The sequence below is a fragment of the Xanthomonas sp. fls2-241-TYG-148 genome (assembly GCF_030208815.1).
GTDB lineage: Bacteria > Pseudomonadota > Gammaproteobacteria > Xanthomonadales > Xanthomonadaceae > Xanthomonas > Xanthomonas campestris.
Map to the genome: position 1 here is coordinate 222,457 of NZ_JARVTE010000004.1, position 21,768 is coordinate 244,224.

Consider the following 21,768-nt stretch of genomic DNA (forward strand, 5'->3'; position numbering starts at 1 on the left):
GTGCCGGTAACGCGTTCGCGCACGCGTGCGCTCCCACTGTGCACGGCGGTGGCGGCGCACGCGCGGCAGCGCATCTGCACATGGTGCTACCCGGCAGGGATGCCAGAATCGGGCCATGTCACAGCCCATTCCGTCTGCCTCTCCTGCGCTGGCCGCTCTGATCGAGCGGGCCGTGGCGCGCGTCCGCCACGCCCTGCCTGCCGATGCGCCGTGGCCCGAAGGTGTTGAGCACCCGCTGGCACGCGTAGCGCTGGCCAGCGACTTCGTGGTCGATACGCTCGCGCGCCAACCTGCGCTGCTCGCCCACCTGGCACAGCCAGACCCGCCGCCGCTGCCGGTGCCACGCCTGGACCCGGCGCAGCCGCAGGAGTGGGCCGCACAACTGCGCCGTTACCGCGCAGCCGCCTCCGCGCGCCTGGTCTGGCGCGACGTGCTCGGCCTGGACGAGGTGGACGCCACCCTGGCCGGTGCTACCACGTTGGCGGAAACCTGCCTGCAATGCGCGCTGCAGGCACTGGAACAGCAATTCGCCACCCGCCATGGGCAGGTGATTGCCGAAGACGGCAGCGTGCAGCGGCTGGTGGTGTTCGGGCTGGGCAAGCTCGGCGGTGGCGAACTGAATTTTTCCTCCGACGTGGATCTGGTCTATGCGTATCCGCAGGCCGGGCAGTCCGATGGCGCGCGCCCGTTGGCAGCCGAAGAATATTTCGCGCGGCTGGGCCAACAGCTGGCCAAGCTGCTCGACGAAACCACCGCCGATGGCTTCAGCCATCGCGTGGATCTGCGCCTGCGCCCGTTTGGCAGTGCTGGGCGGGTGGCGTTGTCGTTCAACGGCATGGACCAGTACTTCCAGCGCGAAGGCCGCGACTGGGAGCGCTATGCCTGGTTGAAGGCACGCGCGGTGGCCGGCGACATCGCCGCCGGCGAGGCGTGGCTGGAAACGCTGCGCCCGTTCGTGTATCGCCGCTACCTGGATTTCACTGCGCTCGACGGGCTGCGCGACATGAAGGCCGCGATCACCGCCGAAGTGGCGCGCCATGCACGCCTGGACGACATCAAGCGCGGGCCGGGCGGCATCCGTGAGATCGAGTTCCTGGCGCAATCGCTGCAGCTCATCCGTGGTGGGCGCGAAGCCAGCTTGCGCGAGCGGCGTTTGTTGCCGGCCTTGCAGGCGCTGGTGGACCTCGGGCAGATCGATCCACCCACCGGTCAGGCACTGGCCGAGGCCTACCGCTTCCTGCGCCGGGTGGAGAACCGCCTGCAGATGCTGCGCGATGCACAGACGCATGCCTTGCCGCAGGGCGAGCCGGAGCGCGAACGCATCGCGCTCGGTCTGGGCTATGCGCACTGGCAGGCGTTGCTGGAGGCGTTGGCACCGCACCGCACGCGGGTGGCGGCGGAATTTGCCGAGTTGCTGGCACCGCGTGTGCACGCTACCGCGCCCGATACGCTGGCAGATTACTGGCGCGCGCTGCCCGAGGGCGATGCGGCGCCGTTGCTGGGCATCGGCCTGCACGATCCCGGCAACGCGCATCACATGCTGGCCGATTTCGCACAGTCCTCCGGCGTGCGCGCGCTCTCCGATGGTGCACGCACGCGGCTGGACCGGGTGATGCCGGCGCTGCTGCATGCGGCGATCCGCGCGACCCAGCCAGACGCCGCGTTGCGGCGCGTGCTTGGCCTGCTACAGGCCACGCTGCGCCGCACCAGCTACCTGGCGCTGCTCGACGAGCAACCCAGCGCGCTGGCTCGCCTGGTCGATGTGCTCTCGCGCAGTGCCTTGCTGGCCGAGCGCCTGGCCGCGTATCCGCTGCTGCTGGACGAACTGCTCGACACCCGCATTGCAGGGCCATTGCCGGATCGCGCGGCACTGCATGCCGCGTGCGTGGACACGCTGCAGATCGACGACCCGGAAGCGGCGCTGCGCGAACTCAACGAGCGCCGGCTCGCGCTGAGTTTTCGCATCGCACTGGCCACGCTGGATGGGCGCCAGCAGGCGGTGGAGAGCACCCGCCAACTCGCCTGGTTGGCCGAAGCGGTGGTGCAGACGGTGCTGCAGCTGGCGCAGACGCAATTGCAGGCCGCGCATGGGCAGGTACCGGGTGGTGCGTTCGCCATCATCGGGTATGGCAGCCTGGGTGGGATGGAACTGGGCTTCGGCTCGGACCTGGATCTGGTGTTTCTCTACGATCACCCGCGCGCGGTGGAAGCCTCCGATGGCGCGCGCCCGCTCGAATCCGGGCGCTGGTTTGCGCGCCTTGCGCAAAAGGTGATGGCGTTGCTGGGTGCCGAAACCGGCGCCGGCCGGCTCTACGACATCGACGTGCGCTTGCGCCCTGATGGTGGCAAGGGCGCGTTGGTGTCGTCGTTGGCCAGCTACCGCGAGTACCAGCGCGAGCGTGCCTGGACCTGGGAACACCAGGCGCTGGTGCGCGCGCGGGCGGTGGCCGGTGATCAGGCGCTGTGCGCCGCATTTGCGCAGGTGCGGCAGGAGACCTTGGCGCGTGTGCGCGACACCGCGTTGCTGCTGGCCGATGTGTGCAAGATGCGTGCGCGCATGCGTGCGGAGCTGGACCGCAGCGACGCCGGGCGTCTGGATCTCAAGCAGGGGGCCGGCGGTCTGGTCGACCTGGAATTCCTGCTGCAGGCCGGCGTGCTCGGCCAAGCCGCGCAGCATCCGGCACTGCTGCAGGCCTGCGACACGCCGGCCTTGATCGATGCCCTGGCGCAGGCACAGTGGCTGGCCGCCGATGCCGCGCAGCGATTGCACGGCGCGCATGCCACATTGGTGGACGCTGGCCTGGCCTGCACGCTGGACCGGCGGCCGCGCCTGATCACGCCAACTGCGGCCATCCAGGACGCCACGCGCACCATCTTCGACTGTGCGCAAGCGCAAGGCCTGGCATTTCCACGCGGGCGCGACGCACCGCGGGACTAAGAGCGGCTAACAAAACGTAGCGAGCAACCGTCAGGTGGGTGCGGACGGCGCGGAGGGCCGGAGTGTACGGGAGTACATGCCGATTCCGAGCACCGGCCGCGCCCGCCTGGCGGCGGCGCAGTCGTTTTGATAGCTGCTCTAACGGTGTGCCAGGGGCGTGGGGTTAGAGGCCGTCGAGCAGGCGCGTGGTCGCTGATGCAATGCACGCAGCCCGCGTGCCTCGCACTTCCGTGCGATTTACATGTCAGGGTCGCGATGCGGGTGCCGCAGGTGCGGCACGCTCGACGGTGGCGGTGAAGCTGGCCGAGCGTGTCAGGGCCTGCGGATTGGCGACGATGCGCCCCAGCCGGACCAGATCACGCGACGGCGTATAGCCGCGGTAGAACACCGCCAGATTGCCCCATGGCACGTAATACATCAGGTCGCCCGCCTGCGCCTTGCCAGCCGGGCCCACCTCGGACAGGTCGAGTTTCTTCGGCAGGTAACTGATCTTCTCGGTGGCATGGAAGTCTTCGAAGTCGAGCTTCATCGGCAACTGTGCCAACAGGGCGCGGGTGGCCGAGTTGTCGACCAACTCCGCCGCTACGACATCGCTGCCAATAGTGAGGGTGATGCGCATGGTGCGCTCCGATGTCTGTGGGTGGGTGGCTGCCGGTGGCGTGGCCGCCGAACATGCGGTGACCAGAAAGGCGCACCCCAGCAGCAGGGTACGCAGGCACGTGTGCGTGCGAAGCGTTGGCATTGGTGTTGCCCTCGAACGTTTAGGTAATTCACACACCACATGTGCTGCCGTCAGGTAGGCGCGGCCTGGACTTGTTACGCCATGAACCTGCGTCTCCGCCCGCGCTGTGCGTGCCAACACATCGCCATGCACCGCGCCATGGCGTGGCGCTTACTGCAGATTCTTGCGGAAGAACGCAGTCAGCGTGTCGAACGGGATCAGCGCGACGCGGTCATACAGGTCCACGTGGCCGGCGTTGGGCACGATCACCAGTTGCTTGGGCTCGCCGGCCAGGCGGTACGCTTCTTCGCTGAACTCGATTGAATGCGCGTTTTCGCCGGAAATGAACAGCATCGGCCGTGGCGAGATGGTGGCGATATCGTTGAACGGGTAGAAGTTCATGAACTTGACGTTGCTGGTCAGCGTCGGGCGCGTGGTGTGCTCGGGCGATTGGCCTTGTGGGGTGTACTGGCCACGTGGCGTTCGGTAGAAATCATAGAACTCGCGTTCGATCGGGTTGGAGTCCTTCGTCAGCGCCAGCACCGTGCCGCCGGTGTACTCCACTGGCCCGCCGCCGAATTCGGCCGCGCGCTGCTTGGCAGCTGCGGCAATGATCTGCTTGCGTTGTTCCAGGCTGAGCCCATGGCGCAGCCCGTTGCGGTTGGCCGCGCCCATGTCGTACATGCTCACCGTGGCAATGGCGCGCATGCGTGGGTCGATCTTGGCTGCGCTGATCACGAAGCTGCCACTGCCGCAGATGCCCAGCGCACCGATCTGCGTGCTGTCCACGAATGCCTGCGTGCCCAGGAAGTCCACCGCTGCGCTGAAGTCTTCCGCATAAATATCCGGCGACACCGCATTGCGTGGCTGGCCCTCGCTTGTGCCCCAGAACGACAGGTCCAGCGACAACGTCACAAAGCCCTGCTCGGCAAGTTTGGTGGCGTAGAGGTTGGCGCTCTGCTCCTTGGTCGCACCCATCGGGTGCCCGACCACAATGGCCGGATGGCGCTTGCCGGTGTCCAGGCCTTTGGGCACGAACAGCGTGCCGGCCACGGTCATCTGGTACTGGTTCTTGAAGGTGACCTGCTGCAGGGTCACCTTGTCGCTGGTGTAGAAATTATTGGCGTCGTGGGACATATCTGCTCCGAAGACAGTGAGTGAGATCAGCAAGAGCAGCAGAACAAGAAGGCGCAGTTGCATGGTGGGTTCTCATGGAGGGCGCGCGCCACAGCACACCGGCTCGGTGGTTGCACTGCGCTTGCTGGTGGATGGATTGGGTGCTGCGGTAGTGCGTTTGCGACAGACGCTGTTATTGCGTTGCATCGCTTCGCACTTGCGCAGTGCTGCCTTGCCAATGACCGCGCTGCACTGACGGCGGTGATTCCGCGATTGACTGCGCAAAGCGACACGTGACCGCATGGCGGCATTTGCATGTTCGCTACCTGCGACAAATTGGCCGTGGCTAATGTGATTGCTGCTGCACTGCTGCATCTCGCGGTGGCCTACTGTAGGTCAGCCAGTGCGCGGGAGCATTACCGCTACGTGCATGCCTTCATGTGGGCGTTTCATGAGTGGTGTGCATGGCGATGAGCGGCGAGTGATCGCTACCCCACCTGTGCTGTCGAGTGGCGTCGCAATGCTAGCGACGCTCACAAGCGGGAATGGAGCGCGCGTGGTGAGGCAGTGCCCGGCTCAAGCAGTACAACAGCGTCGGTCCGCTTTGCTTGATGGGCATCATCGCAACGCAACGGTAGACGTGAGAGCTGCGGTGGCAGCAGTGCATCTACATACCGCCCAACTGGCCGTTGCCGCGTGTCGCTATGACAAGGAACTTGAATGTGCCCGCCGCGGTGCGGGTGTGGCGGATGCATGTGACACGCCGACAGCACTCCAAAAAAACTTACCGGCCCGCCCGCGCTTGGACGCTCAGCGATCAGCCTTGTTGCATGCAGTGCACAGGCGCGCGGCTGCGCTCGTACAAGCAGGCTGCTCGTGCGCAATCATGGATTGGCGTGCGGGACACCACGCCAGAGCAAGGCGCGGAATGGGCCGAGCAGAAACACGCCCATGCCCAGTTTCACGGCCAGGTCGCCCGCCGCCCAACTCAGCCAGGGCAGCGCGGCGCCGGCAAAGGCGATGCTCCAGAAGATGGCGGTATCCAGGGTGGCACTGCAGGTGGTCGCCACGATCGGCGCGCGCCACCAGCGGCCATGACGCAGCCGGTCGAATACAGTGATGTCCAGCAACTGCGCGGCGATGAAGGCCGTGCACGATGCGGCGGCAATGCGCGGTGTGGCCAGCCAGATCGATAACAGCACCGCCAGCGCAAATCCGCACCAGGCCACCGTGCGCGCCGCACGCGGGCCGAAGCGCCGATTGATCAGGTTGCTCACCAGAAACGCCAACGGATACGAGAATGCGCCCCAGGTCAGCCAGTCGTTGATCGGGTACTGCACCAGGATGTTGGACAGCAGCACCACGGCGCCCATGGCCGAGACCGCCCCCAACAGGGCGCGAACGGTGAGCGGTGCGAAGGTGGGAGCAGGGGCGGCAGGCATGGCGGGACAACAGCAGTCGTGGGCGGCGCTAATTATCCGTGCGTCGCCGGGTATGGGCTACTGCGGCTTCTGCTCAGACTTCGATGTGCTGACAGCGGCCATCACGGACTGAGGCACGCTCGCGCGAAAGAAGGGCGCGAAACAGCCAACACAAAGCGATCAGCTGCAGCAGGCAATGCGTGCGATGTGCTGTTGCAGGCTCACAGGTGGTTATTCGCCAGGGCCGTGTTACCAGGCCTGGCTGCTGTTCTGTGCAGCCGATTCCGCAGTCGGCACGAATGCCAGCGCCTCGCCCTGCGCCGATTGCACGGTCCAGCCCGCACCGGCTGGGCTTGGCTGGAAGGTCACCGTCTCGCCAACGCGGAACCCTGCCGCCGGTGCGTCATTGCGGACAGGCCAACGTAGCAATGCGGTGTTGGCAGCTTGCGCAGGATCCTGGAGCTGGACCTCGCTGCCGCCGTCGGGCGTGGGGCCTACCGATGTCACGCGCATTGGCGGCAACGGCCCGGCGGATGCCTTGTTCGACGCGTGGGTGAGCGCCTCCGAGCCCGCTACTGCGCTGTGCGTCAGCGCCAACGACACGAAGTACGGCGCGGAGATCACCAGAATGGCCGACATCGCAGACGCGTCGCCACGGGTGATGGTGGTCAGGCCGGCCTGCGCCTGCATCGGCTGGCCGGCGCTGAGCGCCAGCAGCGCCACGAGGCTGACGGATCGGAAGGATGAGGTCATGGAGATGCTCCGTGCGCGGCAGCGCTGCGTGGAATGGAGAACTCCTGCAGCAGCGCCTTGCGCTGTTGCAGGAAGTCGAACACCGACTCGACCGTGATCACCGAGTAATTGCCGGAGATGCGTTCGCTGGCCGGATGGTCGCTCACTGCCGCATTGGCCACAAAGAAACGGGCCCCAATGCGTTTACTCAGATCGAGATGCAGGCGGGTGGGTTGGTAATCGGCATGCTTGAGCCAGGCCTGCGCGCTACGGCGATTCACAACTGGCGCCGCCACCGCTGTGGTCTGTGGGTCGGATTGCGCAAGCGCGGCGGCCAGTACCTCCAGCACCCACTGATTGGAGTTCTGGTAATCGGTAGAAAACGGGTAGGCGATCATGCTGTAGCGCGGCGTGTGCAGGGCGTGCGCCAGGGTACCGGGATCCTGCAACAAGCGCTGCAGCGTTTGTTGCACCTCAGGCGAGGGCGCGCCGACGCGCAGATCCGCATGCAGCGCGCTTTCGCCGATGAAATTGCTCAGCCCTTCGCGATAGAGCTCGGAGGTGTCGGATTTGCAGTGATTGAGCAGGTGCGTGACGCGCCAGTTGCCATCGTCCTCGCGCAGTGCGAAGGCGAGATGACTATGTTTCAGCCCATACCGGCTCAAGTCCTGGCCACCGCGTGCCAACAGGACGACGCGTGCACCGTCCAGCCTGTCCAGCGCCTGCTGCGTGGACCGGGCCAGGTCGAACATGGCCGCCAGCGTGGCCGGTGTCGGGTAGTGCGGGATGCAGGTCGGCGCACCGATCGCAGGTAGGGTGGCAAGGAACAGCATGATCGCCGTTGCGTAGCGCATGCGGTGTCCGTGAGAGCGCTGCATCTGGGGGCATCTTCCTTGTGCGGTCATGGCGTTGCTGTCGGCGCGGTCATAAGCCCAGGCGCATACGCACCTGCGCCGCAATCCGTTCGGTTTCGCGTACCGGCATAGCGGCCGTGGTAGCCAAAACTTCATTAGCTGCGCACAGGCGCTGGCGCTGCTGCAGTGCCTGCACATAGGCGCCGACACGGCCGCGCGCGAATTCCGCACAGGCCGCCACCACCGGCACGGGTGTGGCGCAGGCTTCGGAGAGCAGGTTGACCGAATCGGCGCTGGCCACGATCGCGTCCGCCCAGCCCAGCAGGCCGGCATACGGGTTGGCGCCATCGCGCGCGTCGCACCACAGCAGGCCGGGGTTGCCCTGCTGCAGGATGCGCAATAGCGCAACCACCTCCGGCGGCGTGCGGCGCGAGGCGGTGATCAACAGGCTGCCGCCTGCGGCGCGCACCTGCGCCTGCACGGCATTGCACTGCGCCGCCAACGCCTGCAGTGTCCACGGCACCTGCGCGGTGGGCCCGCCGATCAACAGCGCCACACGTGGGCCCGGCAACCTGCCCACTGCGGGGAATGCCGCGCGCCCGGCGGCCAGCCAGGCGTCGTCCACCGGATGCAGGCTGCCAAGCAGGGTGAGCACGTTCTCGCCACGCAGTGCATCGTGCTCGGGCACCACCACCAGGTCCCACTGGCGCCGGTCGAGGCGCGGGTCCAGGATCTGCACCGCCACGCTGCCGCGGGCGCGCAGCAGACGCGTGGCCAACGCCGCCTGGCGTCCGCAGCCAATCACCAGGCCGGGCGGGTGTTGCAGTTGCGCGGCAAATGCCGGCCCGAAGGCCGCGCTGGCGCCCGGCAGGCGCCGCGGCGCGGCCCAGCGCCAGGGCGCTCTGGCCTGCAGATGCAGTGCATGCACGGTGTCGGGGTGCAGGGCGCGGGCCAGCGCTTCGGCCTGGCGGGCATTGCCGGCGCGCCCGTCGCTCACCGCCCAGGTCACTGCCATCGTTTCAGATCCGACATAGATTTGTTTCAGATTGAGCGTGTGTTCCAGCAATCGCACCACTCTACACTGCGGGTCTTCACACTGGCGCCGTTGCTGCACCCTACTGTCGCCATCCCACTGTCTCCCGGAGTCTCCATGTCCGACCTGCTCAACGCTGCCGCGCTGGATCAGCTGTTTCGCACCGCCCGCACGCAAAACGCCTTCCTCGATACGCCGGTCAGCGAAGACCTGTTGCGCGAGCTCTATGACCTGGTCAAGTGGGGCCCCACCGCGGCCAACGGCTCGCCGGCGCGGTTCGTGTTCGTGACCACCGCCGAGGGCAAGGAAAAGCTCAAGCCCGCATTGTCCGAGGGCAACGCCGCCAAAACCCTGGCCGCACCGGTGACGGCGATCATTGGGTTTGACGAAGACTTCCACGAGAAGCTGCCGTACCTGTTCCCGCATGCCGATGCCAAGAGCTGGTTCGACGGCCCGCGTACGGCGCGCACCGAGTCCGCATTCCGCAACAGCTCGCTGCAGGGCGCGTACCTGATCCTGGCCGCGCGTGCGCTGGGCCTGGATGCCGGCCCGATGTCCGGCTTCGACAATGCCAAGGTGGACGCCGCGTTCTTTGCCGGCACGCCGATTAAATCCAACTTTCTGGTCAATCTCGGGTACGGTGACCCGGCCGGGCTGTTCCCGCGCCTGCCGCGCCTGAGTTTCGACGAAGCCGCACGCATCGCTTAAGCGCGCGGTCGCTGTTTCCCGCAGTCCTCGTCCGTCTGCCCCTGTCCCATCGCGTCGCCTCGGCGCGCTCACCCATCTCAAGGAGTTTCAATGAAGACCACCCATAAGCTGTTGCTGCCGCTCGCCCTGACCCTGGCCATCGCCGCCTGCTCGAAGCCGGCTGACAACGCCGCCGCGCCGGCTGCCGAAACCCCGGCCGCCACCGCCCCGGCCGATGCCGCCGCTGCTGCGCCCGCACCGGCTGCCGATGCGTCGACCGCGCCGGCCGTGCAGGTGGCCTCCGGCACCTACACGCTGGACCCCACCCACACCGACGTGCTGGCGCAGTGGAGCCACTTCGGCTTCTCCAACCCCACCGCGCACTTCGGCAATGTCGACGGCACCCTGGTGTACGACGCCGCCGACGTGACCAAGTCGACCGTGCAGGTGACCCTGCCGCTGTCCGGCTTGAACAGCTTCACCGCCAAGTTCGACGAACACCTGAAGAGCGGTGATTTCTTCGACGCGGCCAAGTTCCCGAGCGCCACCTTCAAGAGCACCAAGGTCGAGTCGGCCGGCACCAACAAGCTGACCGTCACCGGCGATCTGACCATCAAGGACCAGACCAAGCCGGTCGTGCTGGACGTCACCCTCAACGGTGCCGGCGAGCACCCGATGAAGAAGGTGCCGGCCGCTGGTTTCGACGCCACCACCACGATCAAGCGCAGCGATTTCGGCGTGGGCCAGTACGCGCCGAATGTCAGCGACGAGGTCAAGATCCGCATCACCACCGAGGCCCTGCAGGCCAAGGCCGGCGACGCCGCCGCGAAGTAATTCGTCACGCTGCCGACGCACCGGTGCGCGCAATCGCACCAATGTGTGGAACACAAAAAGCCCGCCAATTGGCGGGCTTTTTGTTTATGCGCGTGGCCGGCGCCATGCAGGGATGCGGTGGGCCCACAACCGCTCAGCTCGTGTAGGAGCGGCCTTGGCCGCGAGGGCTCCACCCTCAGCCCAACACCACGCACCACGCACGCCGTAAACCACGCACCAACGGCTCACTCCCCAGCCGGATTCGCCTTCCAATAGCCCTTCGCACGCACTGACTCCTTGTCTACCTGCAGGTGCTCTTCCAGGAACTTGCGCATTGCCCGCGCGCGCATCGATTCGGCGCCGATCCAGTAGAACGTGTCGCCGTCGTGCGGCTCGTAGTCGCGCAGGCTGTCTTCCAGCAGCGTGCTCGTCGCAGCGTCGAAGCCGTTGCGCTCCAGCCAGTAGATATCCGCGTCGGCAGCGCTGAGCAGCTCCTGGCGCTCGGCCGCGTCGGCAATTTCGATGTAGACCTCCGCGTGCATGTCGGCCGGCATGGCTTCCAGCCAGCGGCCGATTGCGGGCAATGCAGTTTCGTCGCCGAGCAGCACATAGTGGTCGTAGTCGTCGGCTACCAGGAACGAGCCGCGTGGGCCGCCGATCTTCAAGTCATCGCCGGGCTGCGCCTGTGCCGCCCAGCTGGAGGCCACGCCATCGCCATGCAGCACGAAATCGATGCCCAATTCGCCGCTCTGCGGGTCGAAATAGCGCGGGGTGTAGTCGCGGCCGGGCGAGGGCACGGCGCCTGCGTCGTAGCGCGGGCCCTCGGCCGTCATCGTCGGCAGCACGAAGGCGCCGTCGGCATTGGGAAAGAACAGTTTGACGTGGTCGTCCGGTGCATCGCTCTGGAAACCGGCCAACTCGCTGCCGCCAAACACGATGCGGCGCATCTGCGGGGTGATCGTTTCGCAGCGCAGCACCTGCACGGAGCGCAGGCGGGGATCGCGGCGAACTTGGGTATTGGTGTGGACAGCCATGGAGTGCAATTCCTGGGGAAGGCCACGCAGCGCGTGGCGGGGGAGGGGCGCGTCGGCGCGGTCAGGCTGGCGCGGACCAATGTCACGTACAAGCGCGGTGCGCAGGCTCAGGTGTCGCCTGGCTCCATGCCGTCGGCGGCGGCGTTGAGCAGCGCGGCAATGCGCGCGGTTTCGGCCTCGGTCCATTGCCCATGCCGGGCGAACAGGCCGTGTTTGATGCGGTGGATGGCGTCGCGGATCGGCGGCGGTGTCTGTGCCTTGATCAGGTCGCGCGCGCGCCGGTGCGTGCGTGCCAGGGCGGCGTCCAGTGCATCGCGGTGCGCACTGGCGTGGCCGCGGCCGGCCTCGGTGATCTGGTAACGCTTGCGCCCGTGGTCCTGGTCGGTGAGCACCCAACCGTCGGCCTCCAACTGCGCCAGCGCCGGGTAGATCGTGCCGGCGCTGGGCGTATACAGCCCCTTGAACAGCTGGGCGATCTGGCGCATCAGCTCGTACCCATGGCGCGGCTGCTGCTCGATCAGCGCCAGCAACAGCAGACGCAGGTCGCCATGGCCAAGCGGGCGCGCGGTGCCGGATCGCCGGGCGCGCCCGGCGGGAGTGTCGAAATCTGACGCGGCGATGGGGTCGGAAGGAGCTCGCATTCGATATATCGAAATTTTCGAAACGATATATCGGAATGCAAACCGCCGCAAGCGTGCAGCTGTCGCCCAGCTGACTCGCACGGCACGGAAACTGCTCGGCGCAGCTGGATGCTGCAGCGCCGCTAGACAGGGAAGGTCTTCATAATTACGATGTAATTACTTCGACATTACGGGCTCGGCCCGGTGAGGCGTACGCGATGAGTCGACAGTGGGACACCCAGGCCGAGAGCCGCCGCCAGCGCCTGCAGCGCGCCGCCGCGCTCGCGCCCCGCGGGCGGGTGGTGGCCGCCGACGATGTGGTGGCGCTGCTGGAAGCGGTGATCGAGCCGGGTGACCGCGTCTGCCTGGAAGGCAACAACCAGAAGCAGGCCGATTTCCTGGCGCGCTGCCTCACCGAGGTGGACCCGGCGCGCGTGCACGACCTGCACATGGTGCAGTCGGTGCTGTCGCTGCCCGCGCACCTGGACGTGTTCGAACGCGGCATCGCCAAGCGCCTGGATTTCTCGTTCTCCGGCCCGCAGGCCGCGCGCCTGGCCGGGCTGGTGAGCGAAGGGCGCATCGAGATCGGCGCCATCCACACCTACCTGGAATTGTTCGGCCGCTATTTCATCGACCTCACCCCGCGCATCGCGCTGGTCACCGCGCAGGCCGCCGACCGCCACGGCAATCTCTACACCGGGCCCAACACCGAAGACACGCCGGTGATCGTGGAGGCCACCGCGTTCAAGGGCGGTATCGTCATTGCGCAGGTCAACGAAATTCTGGACACGCTGCCGCGCGTAGACATCCCGGCCGATTGGGTAGACTTCGTCACCCACGCGCCCAAGCCCAATTACATCGAACCGCTGTTCACCCGCGACCCGGCGCAGATTTCCGAGATCCAGGTGCTGATGGCGATGATGGCCATCAAGGGCATCTACGCCGAATACGGTGTGAACCGGCTCAATCACGGCATCGGTTTCGATACCGCTGCCATCGAACTGCTGCTGCCCACCTACGCCGAGTCGCTAGGGCTGAAGGGCAAAATCTGCAGGCATTGGGCGCTGAATCCGCATCCGGCGCTGATCCCGGCGATTGAGTCGGGCTTCGTGCAGTCGGTGCATTCGTTCGGCTCGGAACTGGGCATGGAGAAGTACATCGCCGCGCGCCCGGATGTGTTTTTTACCGGTGCCGACGGCAGCATGCGTTCCAACCGTGCGCTTTCGCAGACCGCGGGTTTATATGCGTGCGACATGTTCATTGGTTCCACCTTGCAGATCGATTTGCAAGGCAACAGTTCCACCGCCACGCGCGATCGCATCGCCGGCTTCGGGGGAGCGCCAAATATGGGCTCGGATGCGCGGGGTCGCCGCCATGCAAGCGCTGCGTGGCTCAAGGCCGGGCGTGAAGCCGCACGGCCGGGCGAGATGCCGCGCGGGCGCAAGCTAGTGGTGCAGATGGTGGAAACCTTTCGCGAACACATGGCGCCGGCCTTCGTCGACAAGCTCGATGCGTGGGAGCTGGCCGAGCGCGCCAACCTGCCGCTGCCGCCGGTGATGATCTACGGCGACGACGTCAGCCATGTGCTCACCGAAGAAGGCATCGCCAACCTGCTGCTGTGCCGCACGCCGGAAGAACGCGAGCAGGCGATTCGCGGCGTGTCCGGTTACACCGCGGTCGGCCTGGGCCGCGACAAGCGCATGGTGGAAAACCTGCGCGACCGCGGGGTCATCAAGCGCCCCGACGATCTGGGCATCCGCCCGCGCGATGCCACGCGCGATCTGCTTGCCGCGCGCACGGTCAAGGACCTGGTGCGCTGGTCCGGTGGGTTGTACGACCCGCCGAAACGTTTTCGCAACTGGTAGGGGTAGTGCATGGAAACCCTGCGTTATCGCTTCGATGGCCGCAACGGCGCACGCACCGGGCTCGATCACGCCCTGGTCGGCGTGGTTGCCTCCGGCAATCTGGAAGTGCTGGTCGAGCGCGTGCCGCTGGGCGGCGCGATGGAGATCGAAATCGTCACCGCCGCACGCGGCTTCGGTGAGATTTGGCAAGCGGTGCTGGACGATTTCGCCGCACGTCACCCGCTGCAGGACGTGCGCATCAGCATCAACGATGTGGGCGCTACGCCGGCGGTGGTGAGCCTGCGTCTGGAGCAGGCCATCGACGTGCTGCAAGGAGCCGACGCATGAGCCGCCACGATCCCGCACACACCCATGACCTCGTAGGAGCGCGCTCGCGCGCGATGGGCGTTACCAGTAATGCCTCGATCGCGCACAAGTGCGCTCCCACACAAGCAGTCATCAGCCAACGCATCAGCACCGTAGGAGCGCGCTCGCGCGCGATGGGCATTACCGGTAATGCCTCGATCGCGCACAAGTGCGCTCCTACACAAGCAGTCATCAGCCAACGCATCAGCACCGTAGGAGCGCGCTCGCGCGCGATGGGCATTACCAGTAACAACGCCTCAATCGCGCCCAGCCACTTGCCTACACACGCCATCCGGAGCCGCGCATGAGCACCACCATTCCCATGGCCGAGCGCAGCTACTACGAAGCGGACGCGCGCGAGCGCATCGACGGGCTACTGGACGCGGGCAGCTTCACTGAATTCGTTGGCCCACGTCGCCGCCTGATCAGCCCGCACCTGGCGCAACTCGACACCCCCGGCGCATTCGACGACGGCATCGTGGTCGGCGAAGGGCGGCTGCGCGGACGCCACGTCCTCATCGCCGCCCAGCAAGGCGCCTTCATGGGCGGCGGCGTTGGCGAAGTGCATGGCGCCAAACTCACCGGCTTGCTGGAACGCGCGGCGGCCACCACGCCCGATGCGGTGGTGCTGTTGCTCGACACCGGCGGCGTGCGCCTGCACGAAGCCAATGCCGGCTTGATCGCCATCTCCGAGATCATGCGCGCCACCCTGGGTGCCCGCGCGGCCGGCGTGCCGGTGCTGGCGCTGATCGGCAGCGGCAATGGCGCCTTCGGCGGCATGGGCATCGTGGCGCGCTGCTGCAGTGCGGTGATCATGTCCGAAGAAGGGCGGCTGTCGTTGTCCGGCCCGGATGTGATCGAAACCGTGCGTGGCGTGGAAGAGTTCGACGCACGGGATCGCGCGCTGGTATGGCGCGTCACCGGCGGCAAGCACCGCTATTTGATTGGCGATGCACAGACGCTGGTGCCCGACCGCATTGCCGCCTTTGCAGACGCCGCGGCCACCACGCTGGACACACTGGTCGAACCGCAAGGCGATGCCGCGTTGCAGGCACTGGAGCGCGAACACCACGCGCTGGCGGCGCACATCACCGCGTATGGCGATTGCCGCGACGGGGTGGAGATCTGGCGCCGCCAGGGCATTGCCGACCCGGAGCGCCTGCCGCTGCTGGACACCGACGCCTTCCTCGCGGCCACTGCCGACCGGAGCACGCCATGACGCTGAGTGCGTTATTCGACCAGCTGTTTCCGCTGGGCCACGCCATCGCCTGCAACGACGACGTGCTAACCGGCAGCGCCACTACCGCGGCCGGCGAAGTCACCGTGATCGGCACCGCCAACAAGCTGGAGGTCGGTGTGGACCATGCGCTCGCCCTGGCTGCCACGGTGTTGGCCAGCACGCGCACGCATCCGCAACGGCCGATCGTGATGCTGGCCGACACCGCCGGGCAACGGCTGGCACGGCGTGACGAATTGCTCGGCATCAATGGCTATTTCGCGCATCTGGCCAAGTCGCTCGATCTGGCGCGTGCACGCGGCGCACGGCTGGTGACGCTGGTCTACGGCGAGTCGGTGAGCGGCGGGTTTCTGTCGTTCGGTTTGATGGCCGACCACATCCATGCCTTGCCGGATGCGCAGATCCGCGTGATGGATCTGCGTGCGATGGCGCGCGTGACCAAGCAGACCGTGGACACGTTGCAAGCCTTGAGCAAGAGCTCGCCGGTGTTCGCGCCGGGCGTCGAAAACTACGTGCGCATGGGCGCAGTGGAATCGCTGTGGGACGGCGACCTGGCGCAAGCCTTGCTCGATGCCCTGGCAACGCCCAGCACCGGTGATCAGCGGCGTACGCTCGGTGCCGAGCGCGGTGGCCGCACGCTGGCGCGCGATGTCAGCGCCGCCGTGGCAGCGGGCGAGGCCTGAGCATGGCCGGCCGCCACGCCCTGGTGTGGTTACGGGCAGATGCGCCGTGGCAGGCGCTCACGCCTGGAGCACAGCCTCGGCTGCAGGTCTGGTTTGCAGCGGGATTTCCGGCGGTGGTTGCACGCCGCGATGGCGCTGAACAGCCCGGCCAAGTGCGGCTGGGCGTGCCCTTGCCACCTGCTGAGGGCAAACAGCGCATTGCGTTGTGCGCGCAAGTGAGCGACATCGCCCGCAGCGTGCCTGCGCTGGCCTTGCCCGAGGTCATCTCGCATGCGCCACCTCAATGGCAAGGCGCGCTGCAGGCGCTGCAGGCGCAGGCCGCAGCCATCGGCATGCAGCCGCGCGTCTTCGGCAGCTTTGCGTTTCAGGCGGTGACCGGGCTGCCGTATGTGCATGCCGCTTCGGACGTGGATCTGCTGTGGACACTGGACACGCCTACGCAGGCGCACGCGGTGGTCACGCTGCTGCAGCAATGGGAACACGTCACCGCACGACGTGCCGATGGCGAACTGCTGCTGCCCGATGGCAACGCGGTGAACTGGCGCGAATATGCCGGCGACGCGCAGCAGGTGCTGGTGAAGCGCAACGACGGATGCCGGTTGCTGCCGCGCACCGCGCTGTTTCCAGGGCGGTGCGCAGCATGAATATGCGTGCAGCACGTCACCCTGCATCGCGGGGCATCACCGCAGCTCCCGTAGGAGCGCGCCTGAGCGCGACGGGCATTCCCGGTAACGCGCCCGAAACAGCGTGCGCTATCGATATGGAGGGCACTCGTCTGTCCTCGGTCGCCATCGGCCTAGCGTCAAGGCCTGGCACTTCAAGCAGCAGCACGCTAACGAATCGCGTTACGCAGGCACTCCGCGGCGATGCGGCACATCGGCAAGTTCGAGTTTCTACAGGCGAAGGACCGCGCGACGTTCCACACGCAAGCGCTGTCACTGACACTGCAGCGAACACCCGCACGAGCGTGACCACTACAGGCGCCGCATCGCCCCTTGCCCACCGCCTGGGCCGCCTGGCGGTATGCGCGCTGCACGCCGAGCTGGCCTGCGCGCCCAAGCCGGGCCTGGTCACGCCGTTCGATGCAGGCAGCCATACCGACATGGATGCGTCCACCTTCCTGCGCAGCCTGTTTGCGTTGCGCGGCTATTTTGTCGCCATCGCGCAGGCCGGAAGTGCGCAGGCGCCATTCGAGCATCTGCGCCAACTCGGCATTGCTGCCGAAGCGGCGATGGCGCGTGCCACCGGCGGCATCAACACCCACCGTGGCGCCATCTTCAGCCTCGGCCTGCTCACCGCACAGGCAGCGCGCCTGCGTGCGTTGCATGGGCGTAGCCCCAGCGGCGAGCAGGTGTGTTGCGCGGTGCAGGAGTGGAGCGTCGCGCTGCAGGCTGCACCGCTGGATTCCCAAAGTCATGGCCAACGCATGCGTGCGCAGTACCGCGTGGCCGGCGTGCGCGAGCAGGCCGCAGCCGGTTACCCGCTGCTGCGCAATGTGGCCTTGCCGTCGCTGCGTGCCGCGCTGGCTGGCGGCGCATCGCATGAGGCGGCCTTGGCGCAGACCTTGATGCAACTCATCGCCGAGGTGGACGATCTTAATCTGCTGCATCGTGGCGGCCAGGCCGGGCTGGCGCATGCGCAACAGCAGGCGCGCGCGTTCCTGGCAGCCGGCGGCATTGCACAGGCGGGCTGGCGTGCGCAGCTGGCGCACATCGGTGATGGATTCGTCGCCCGCCGGCTCAGCCCGGGCGGCAGCGCCGACCTGCTGGCCTGTGCGTGGTTTCTGCATGCGCAGGAGGCGCTGTAAGCATGCGCGCCGCGCTGCTGGCGGCACAGCTTTCTTGCGCGCCTGCTGCATGCGCGGCAGGTGTGCCAGGCAAACAGCAATACCTGCGCGGCAATGGCCAGCGCGCACGCCGCCACAACGGCACGCGCGGCACGCGTCAGGCGCGCGCATCGCGAGGCCGCGCATGAGCCTCGCCATCCTGTGCCCGGGGCAGGGCGGCCAACACGCCGGCATGTTCGCGCGCATCGCGCAGCTGCCTGCGGCGTCCGAGGTGATCGCCACCGCTGCCAGCGTGCTTGGCGCCGATCCCATCGCACTCGCTGCCGATCCGCGTCGCTTCGACAACGCCATCGCGCAACCGCTGGTCTGCGCCGGCACGTTGGCGCATTGGCAGGCATTGCGTGCGCAGTTGCCCACCCCAACGCTGGTGCTCGGCTACAGCGTGGGCGAGCTTGCTGCGCACGCTGTAGCCGGCAGCATCGATATCCCCACCTGCATCCACCTCGCGGCCACCCGCGCACGTGTGATGGATGCCATCAGCCCGGCAGACGCCGGCCTGATGGCCGTGGTCGGCCTGCCGATCACCGCCTTGGACGCGCTCTGCCAGAGCCATGGCGCGGCCGTGGCGATCATCAACGGCGACGACCATGCCGTGCTCGGCGGGCCGCGCAGTGCGCTGGCCGCACTGGGCAACGACGCGTCCGCGCGCGGGGCCCGCGTCACCCACTTGCCGGTCAGCGTGCCCGCGCATACACACTGGCTGCAGCCGGCCGCCGATGCATTCGCCGCGGTGCTGAACGACAGCGCCGTGCGTGCGCCAATGCAGCGCGTGCTGGCAGGGATCGATGCGCGCGCCGTTACTACGCCACAGGCGGTGGTGAGCAGCCTGTCTGCGCAGATCGCGCGCACCGTGCGCTGGCATGACGTACTGGTGCAGGCCGCCGAACGTGGCGCGCGGGTGTTTCTCGAACTTGGCCCGGGCAGCGCGCTGGCACGCATGGCGCGTGAGCTGCTGCCCGCGTGCGAAGCGCGCTCGGTGGAAGATTTTCACAGCCTGGACGGTGCCGCCGAGTGGGTGAGCGCCGCCTGCGAGCGTGTGGCGTGAGGTGCGGTTGACCGTGGTGCACAGGTAGTAACCCTGGGGTGGCGGGCGGCCATCCGTGCTGTACGCGTATCAGGTGTCTGGGAGGGCGCATGACCCCGCAAATTGCAACGATTCTTGGCTTGGTGATCATGTTCATCGTGGCCACCGCATTGCCCATCAACATGGGTGCGGTGGCCTTCGCGCTGGCCTTCATCATCGGTGGCGTGTGGGTGGGGCTGGACGGCAAGGAGGTCCTGGCCGGCTTCCCGGGCGATCTGTTCCTCACCCTGGTCGGCATCACCTATCTGTTCGCCATCGCGCAGAAGAACGGCACCATCGATCTGCTGGTGCACTGGGCAGTCCGCGCAGTGCGTGGGCGCATCGTGGCCATCCCGTGGGTGATGTTCCTCATCACCGGCCTGCTCACCGCGTTTGGTGCGTTGGGGCCGGCGGCGGTGGCCATCATCGGCCCGGTGGCACTGCGCTTTGCCAAGCAGTACCGCATCAATCCCTTGATGATGGGCCTGCTGGTGATCCATGGCGCGCAGGGCGGCGGGTTTTCGCCCATCAGCGTGTATGGCGGCATCACCAACAAGGTGGTGGAGAAGGCCGGGCTCGATGTCACCGAGATGGCCGTATTCCTCACCAGCCTGGGCTTCAACCTGATGATGGCGATCATCTGCTTCTGCGCCTTTGGTGGTCTGCAGTTGATGCGCCGCAACGAGCTGTCGCTGGCCGATGCGCAGTACGTGCCGGTAGCCGACGACCAGGCCTCCAAGCGGCCGTTCGCCATCGAAGGCCACGGCGCGTTGGTGGCGGCCGGCGGCGGCACCTTGTCGACCAACCCGCTTGCGCTGGAAGCGGTGGCCATCACCCGCGACCGCGTGATCACCCTGGTCGGCCTGCTCGGGCTGGGCGTGGCTGCGCTGGTCTACAACCTCAACGTCGGCCTGGTGTCGATCACCGTTGCGGTGGCACTGGCACTGATTTCGCCCAGCGCGCAAAAGGGCGCGGTGGATGGCATCAGCTGGTCCACGGTGTTGTTGATCAGCGGCGTGGTGACCTATGTGGCAGTGCTGGAAAAGGCCGGTGCGGTGGACTATATCGGCACCGGCGTCTCGCACATTGGCATGCCATTGCTGGGTGCGTTGCTGGTCTGCTACGTGGGCGGCATCGTGTCAGCGTTTGCCTCGTCGGCGGCGGTGCTCGGTGCCACCATTCCGCTGGCGGTGCCTTTCCTGATGCAAGGGCATCTGGGCGCGGCCGGGGTGATCTGCGCACTGGCGGTGTCGTCCACCATCGTCGACGTCAGCCCGTTTTCTACCAACGGCGCGCTGGTGGTGGCCTCGGCCGCCAAGGAAGAGCGCGACGCGCTGTTCCGCCGCTTCCTGGTCTATAGCGGCCTGGTGGTGGTGCTCGGCCCGCTGGTGGCGTGGCTGCTGTTCGTGGTGCCGGGTTGGCTGTGAGCCGGCATGCCGCCGGCAGGGCAGGGGGGCGCGCCCGTAGAATGGGCGCCCTCTTCCCTGCCACGACGATGTTCCCGCCATGATCCTCGCCCCCGATTCGCGCACGACCAAGAAGCGCGTACCGCTCTACGAGGAAGTGGCCGAGCGCCTGCGCCAGAAGATCTACGACTACGTGCTGCCACCGGGCGAATGGATCGACGAACCCGCCCTGGCCGAGGAACTGGGCATCAGTCGCACCCCGCTGCGCGAGAGCCTCAAGCTGCTGGCGGCCGAAGGCTTGGTGCAGCTGGACGCCGGCCGTGGCAGCCGCGTCACGCGCTTGTCGCTGGAAGACCTCAACCAGCTGTTCCCGGTGATGGCGATGCTGGAAGGCCGCTGCGCGCACGATGCGGTCAAGCGCATCGATGCGGCCGGTGTGCAGCGGCTGGAGGAACTGCATGCGGCGATGGAAGCGGCCTCTGCTGCTGGCGACCTTGCCGAGTACTACCGCAACAATTACCTGATCCACGAGACCGTGCAGCACTACGCGGGCAATCCGTGGTTGATCCGCGTCACCCACGATCTGCACCGCATTCTCAAGATGCACCGCGGCAGGCAGTTGCTCACGCCCGGGCGCATGGCGCAGTCGTTGGCCGAGCATCGGGAATTGATGGAGTGCGTGCGGCGCGGCGATGCGGAAGGTGCCGAGCGGACCATGCACACGCATTTGTTGAGTCAGGGGCAGGCGTTGGCGGCGTATGTGGCGGCGGGGGGAATGTTGAATGTGCCTGCGCCGTTGCCGCGGTCGGGTGGGGTTTAGGGGGTTTTCGTTCTGCTGTTGGGAGGCGTTGTTCGCTGGGTGGGTGAGGGTGCAGCGGCATGTGGCTGTTTCGCTGTAGCGAATTCTTGGGCGGTATTTCGGGGTGTGCTGAGTGCGGTGCGGTGCGGTGCGGTGCAATTGCGAAGTGCGGAGCGCGGCAACGTGCATAGCACGGCAAAGTGCAGGGCAAGGCACGGCAAGTGCAGAGCTTTCGCGCCTGCGGCGCGAGTTCCTTTTGTCTTGGCAAAAGGAACCAAAACCGCTGTCGCCGACGCAATCCGGTGCGGTGAAGCCGCACCGGTGCCCTGCGCTCCTCGCCACGCGCGGCACGGCGCCCAAACTCGCTACGCTCAGACAAGGGCGCCTCTTCGGCCACGCGTGACTGCGGTGCTCGGCTTGCTTTAAGGCGACTTGGAGGGAGCCAGGCAAACGGCAGAGCAAGGCCAACGGCAAAGCAAAAGCCAACGACAGAGCAAGGGCCAACGACAGAGCAAAGGCTAACGCTCAAAATATGGGCAGAGGCAGAGGCAGAGG

At 66.9% G+C, this 21,768-nt stretch carries 21 protein-coding genes and 1 other RNA gene; 13 read left to right on the top strand and 9 right to left on the bottom strand.

What is annotated here, in order from left to right; genetic code table 11:
• The first annotated feature begins 115 nt into the window (after positions 1-115).
• Entirely contained in the window at positions 116-2,938 is a 2,823-nt protein-coding gene (gene glnE / locus QRM60_RS08940; protein WP_285446006.1) for a bifunctional [glutamate--ammonia ligase]-adenylyl-L-tyrosine phosphorylase/[glutamate--ammonia-ligase] adenylyltransferase, read from the top strand.
• 4 nt (positions 2,939-2,942) lie between these two features.
• Here the strand turns inward: glnE and QRM60_RS08945 are convergent.
• The 7 genes from QRM60_RS08945 to QRM60_RS08975 form a co-directional block, all read right to left on the bottom strand.
• Positions 2,943-3,016: non-coding RNA, sX9 sRNA (locus QRM60_RS08945), on the bottom strand.
• Positions 3,017-3,182: 166 nt separating this feature from the next.
• Entirely contained in the window at positions 3,183-3,557 is a 375-nt protein-coding gene (locus tag QRM60_RS08950; RefSeq protein WP_285446007.1) for a cyclophilin-like fold protein, read from the bottom strand.
• A 273-nt stretch (positions 3,558-3,830) separates the two neighbouring features.
• Complete coding sequence (locus tag QRM60_RS08955; RefSeq protein WP_285446008.1) at positions 3,831-4,859, bottom strand: alpha/beta hydrolase; 1,029 nt, start codon at positions 4,857-4,859, stop codon at positions 3,831-3,833.
• A gap of 800 nt (positions 4,860-5,659) precedes the next feature.
• The gene (locus tag QRM60_RS08960; protein WP_042597233.1) at positions 5,660-6,217 is read right to left on the bottom strand and encodes a VUT family protein; all 558 of its coding nucleotides are present in this window, start codon (positions 6,215-6,217) and stop codon (positions 5,660-5,662) included.
• A 228-nt stretch (positions 6,218-6,445) separates the two neighbouring features.
• Positions 6,446-6,949, bottom strand: coding sequence for a hypothetical protein (locus QRM60_RS08965; RefSeq protein WP_011269490.1), 504 nt, complete (start codon positions 6,947-6,949; stop codon positions 6,446-6,448).
• Positions 6,946-7,806 (bottom strand): DUF2145 domain-containing protein, encoded by an 861-nt coding sequence (locus QRM60_RS08970; protein WP_285446009.1) that lies wholly within the window; start codon positions 7,804-7,806, stop codon positions 6,946-6,948. Before QRM60_RS08970 ends, QRM60_RS08965 begins: the two co-directional genes overlap by 4 nt.
• A 46-nt stretch (positions 7,807-7,852) precedes the next feature.
• A complete protein-coding gene (locus QRM60_RS08975; protein WP_285446010.1) occupies positions 7,853-8,797 on the bottom strand; it encodes a mitochondrial fission ELM1 family protein in 945 nt (314 codons plus the stop codon).
• A gap of 135 nt (positions 8,798-8,932) precedes the next feature.
• Between QRM60_RS08975 and QRM60_RS08980 the strand changes: the two genes are divergently transcribed.
• Both QRM60_RS08980 and QRM60_RS08985 read left to right on the top strand, forming a co-directional pair.
• Complete coding sequence (locus QRM60_RS08980; RefSeq protein WP_011038689.1) at positions 8,933-9,523, top strand: malonic semialdehyde reductase; 591 nt, start codon at positions 8,933-8,935, stop codon at positions 9,521-9,523.
• 90 nt (positions 9,524-9,613) lie between these two features.
• Complete coding sequence (locus tag QRM60_RS08985; protein WP_012437248.1) at positions 9,614-10,336, top strand: YceI family protein; 723 nt, start codon at positions 9,614-9,616, stop codon at positions 10,334-10,336.
• 224 nt (positions 10,337-10,560) lie between these two features.
• Here the strand turns inward: QRM60_RS08985 and QRM60_RS08990 are convergent, their stop codons facing one another.
• Both QRM60_RS08990 and QRM60_RS08995 read right to left on the bottom strand, forming a co-directional pair.
• The gene (locus QRM60_RS08990; protein ID WP_285446011.1) at positions 10,561-11,349 is read right to left on the bottom strand and encodes a siderophore-interacting protein; all 789 of its coding nucleotides are present in this window, start codon (positions 11,347-11,349) and stop codon (positions 10,561-10,563) included.
• Positions 11,350-11,456: 107 nt separating this feature from the next.
• Positions 11,457-11,990, bottom strand: coding sequence for a PadR family transcriptional regulator (locus QRM60_RS08995; protein ID WP_285446012.1), 534 nt, complete (start codon positions 11,988-11,990; stop codon positions 11,457-11,459).
• A 197-nt stretch (positions 11,991-12,187) separates the two neighbouring features.
• Here QRM60_RS08995 and mdcA point away from each other — a divergent pair, with 197 nt between their 5' ends.
• The 10 genes from mdcA to QRM60_RS09045 all read left to right on the top strand — a co-directional run bounded on the left by mdcA (position 12,188) and on the right by QRM60_RS09045 (position 21,234).
• Positions 12,188-13,834, top strand: a complete 1,647-nt coding sequence (gene mdcA / locus QRM60_RS09000; protein WP_285446013.1) for a malonate decarboxylase subunit alpha — start codon at positions 12,188-12,190, stop codon at positions 13,832-13,834.
• Positions 13,835-13,843: 9 nt separating this feature from the next.
• Positions 13,844-14,161 carry a malonate decarboxylase acyl carrier protein gene (mdcC, locus tag QRM60_RS09005; RefSeq protein WP_040940535.1) on the top strand — a complete coding sequence of 106 codons (318 nt, stop codon included), beginning with the start codon at positions 13,844-13,846 and terminating at the stop codon, positions 14,159-14,161.
• Positions 14,158-14,487 (top strand): hypothetical protein, encoded by a 330-nt coding sequence (locus QRM60_RS09010; RefSeq protein WP_285446014.1) that lies wholly within the window; start codon positions 14,158-14,160, stop codon positions 14,485-14,487. Before mdcC ends, QRM60_RS09010 begins: the two co-directional genes overlap by 4 nt.
• 14 nt (positions 14,488-14,501) lie before the next feature.
• The gene (locus QRM60_RS09015; protein ID WP_285446036.1) at positions 14,502-15,398 is read left to right on the top strand and encodes a biotin-independent malonate decarboxylase subunit beta; all 897 of its coding nucleotides are present in this window, start codon (positions 14,502-14,504) and stop codon (positions 15,396-15,398) included.
• The gene (gene mdcE / locus QRM60_RS09020) at positions 15,395-16,099 is read left to right on the top strand and encodes a biotin-independent malonate decarboxylase subunit gamma (RefSeq protein WP_042597222.1); all 705 of its coding nucleotides are present in this window, start codon (positions 15,395-15,397) and stop codon (positions 16,097-16,099) included. The genes QRM60_RS09015 and mdcE overlap by 4 nt, the downstream gene beginning before the upstream one ends.
• Before the next feature lie 2 nt (positions 16,100-16,101).
• Positions 16,102-16,743, top strand: a complete 642-nt coding sequence (gene mdcG / locus QRM60_RS09025) for a malonate decarboxylase holo-[acyl-carrier-protein] synthase (RefSeq protein WP_285446015.1) — start codon at positions 16,102-16,104, stop codon at positions 16,741-16,743.
• Between the two features lie 323 nt (positions 16,744-17,066).
• Positions 17,067-17,906 carry a triphosphoribosyl-dephospho-CoA synthase MdcB gene (mdcB, locus tag QRM60_RS09030; RefSeq protein ID WP_285446016.1) on the top strand — a complete coding sequence of 280 codons (840 nt, stop codon included), beginning with the start codon at positions 17,067-17,069 and terminating at the stop codon, positions 17,904-17,906.
• A 163-nt stretch (positions 17,907-18,069) separates the two neighbouring features.
• Positions 18,070-18,990 carry a malonate decarboxylase subunit epsilon gene (gene mdcH, locus QRM60_RS09035; protein WP_115556856.1) on the top strand — a complete coding sequence of 307 codons (921 nt, stop codon included), beginning with the start codon at positions 18,070-18,072 and terminating at the stop codon, positions 18,988-18,990.
• A gap of 89 nt (positions 18,991-19,079) precedes the next feature.
• The gene (locus QRM60_RS09040; RefSeq protein ID WP_014509127.1) at positions 19,080-20,435 is read left to right on the top strand and encodes an SLC13 family permease; all 1,356 of its coding nucleotides are present in this window, start codon (positions 19,080-19,082) and stop codon (positions 20,433-20,435) included.
• 79 nt (positions 20,436-20,514) lie between these two features.
• Positions 20,515-21,234 carry a GntR family transcriptional regulator gene (locus QRM60_RS09045; protein WP_285446017.1) on the top strand — a complete coding sequence of 240 codons (720 nt, stop codon included), beginning with the start codon at positions 20,515-20,517 and terminating at the stop codon, positions 21,232-21,234.
• Positions 21,235-21,768 lie beyond the last annotated feature (534 nt).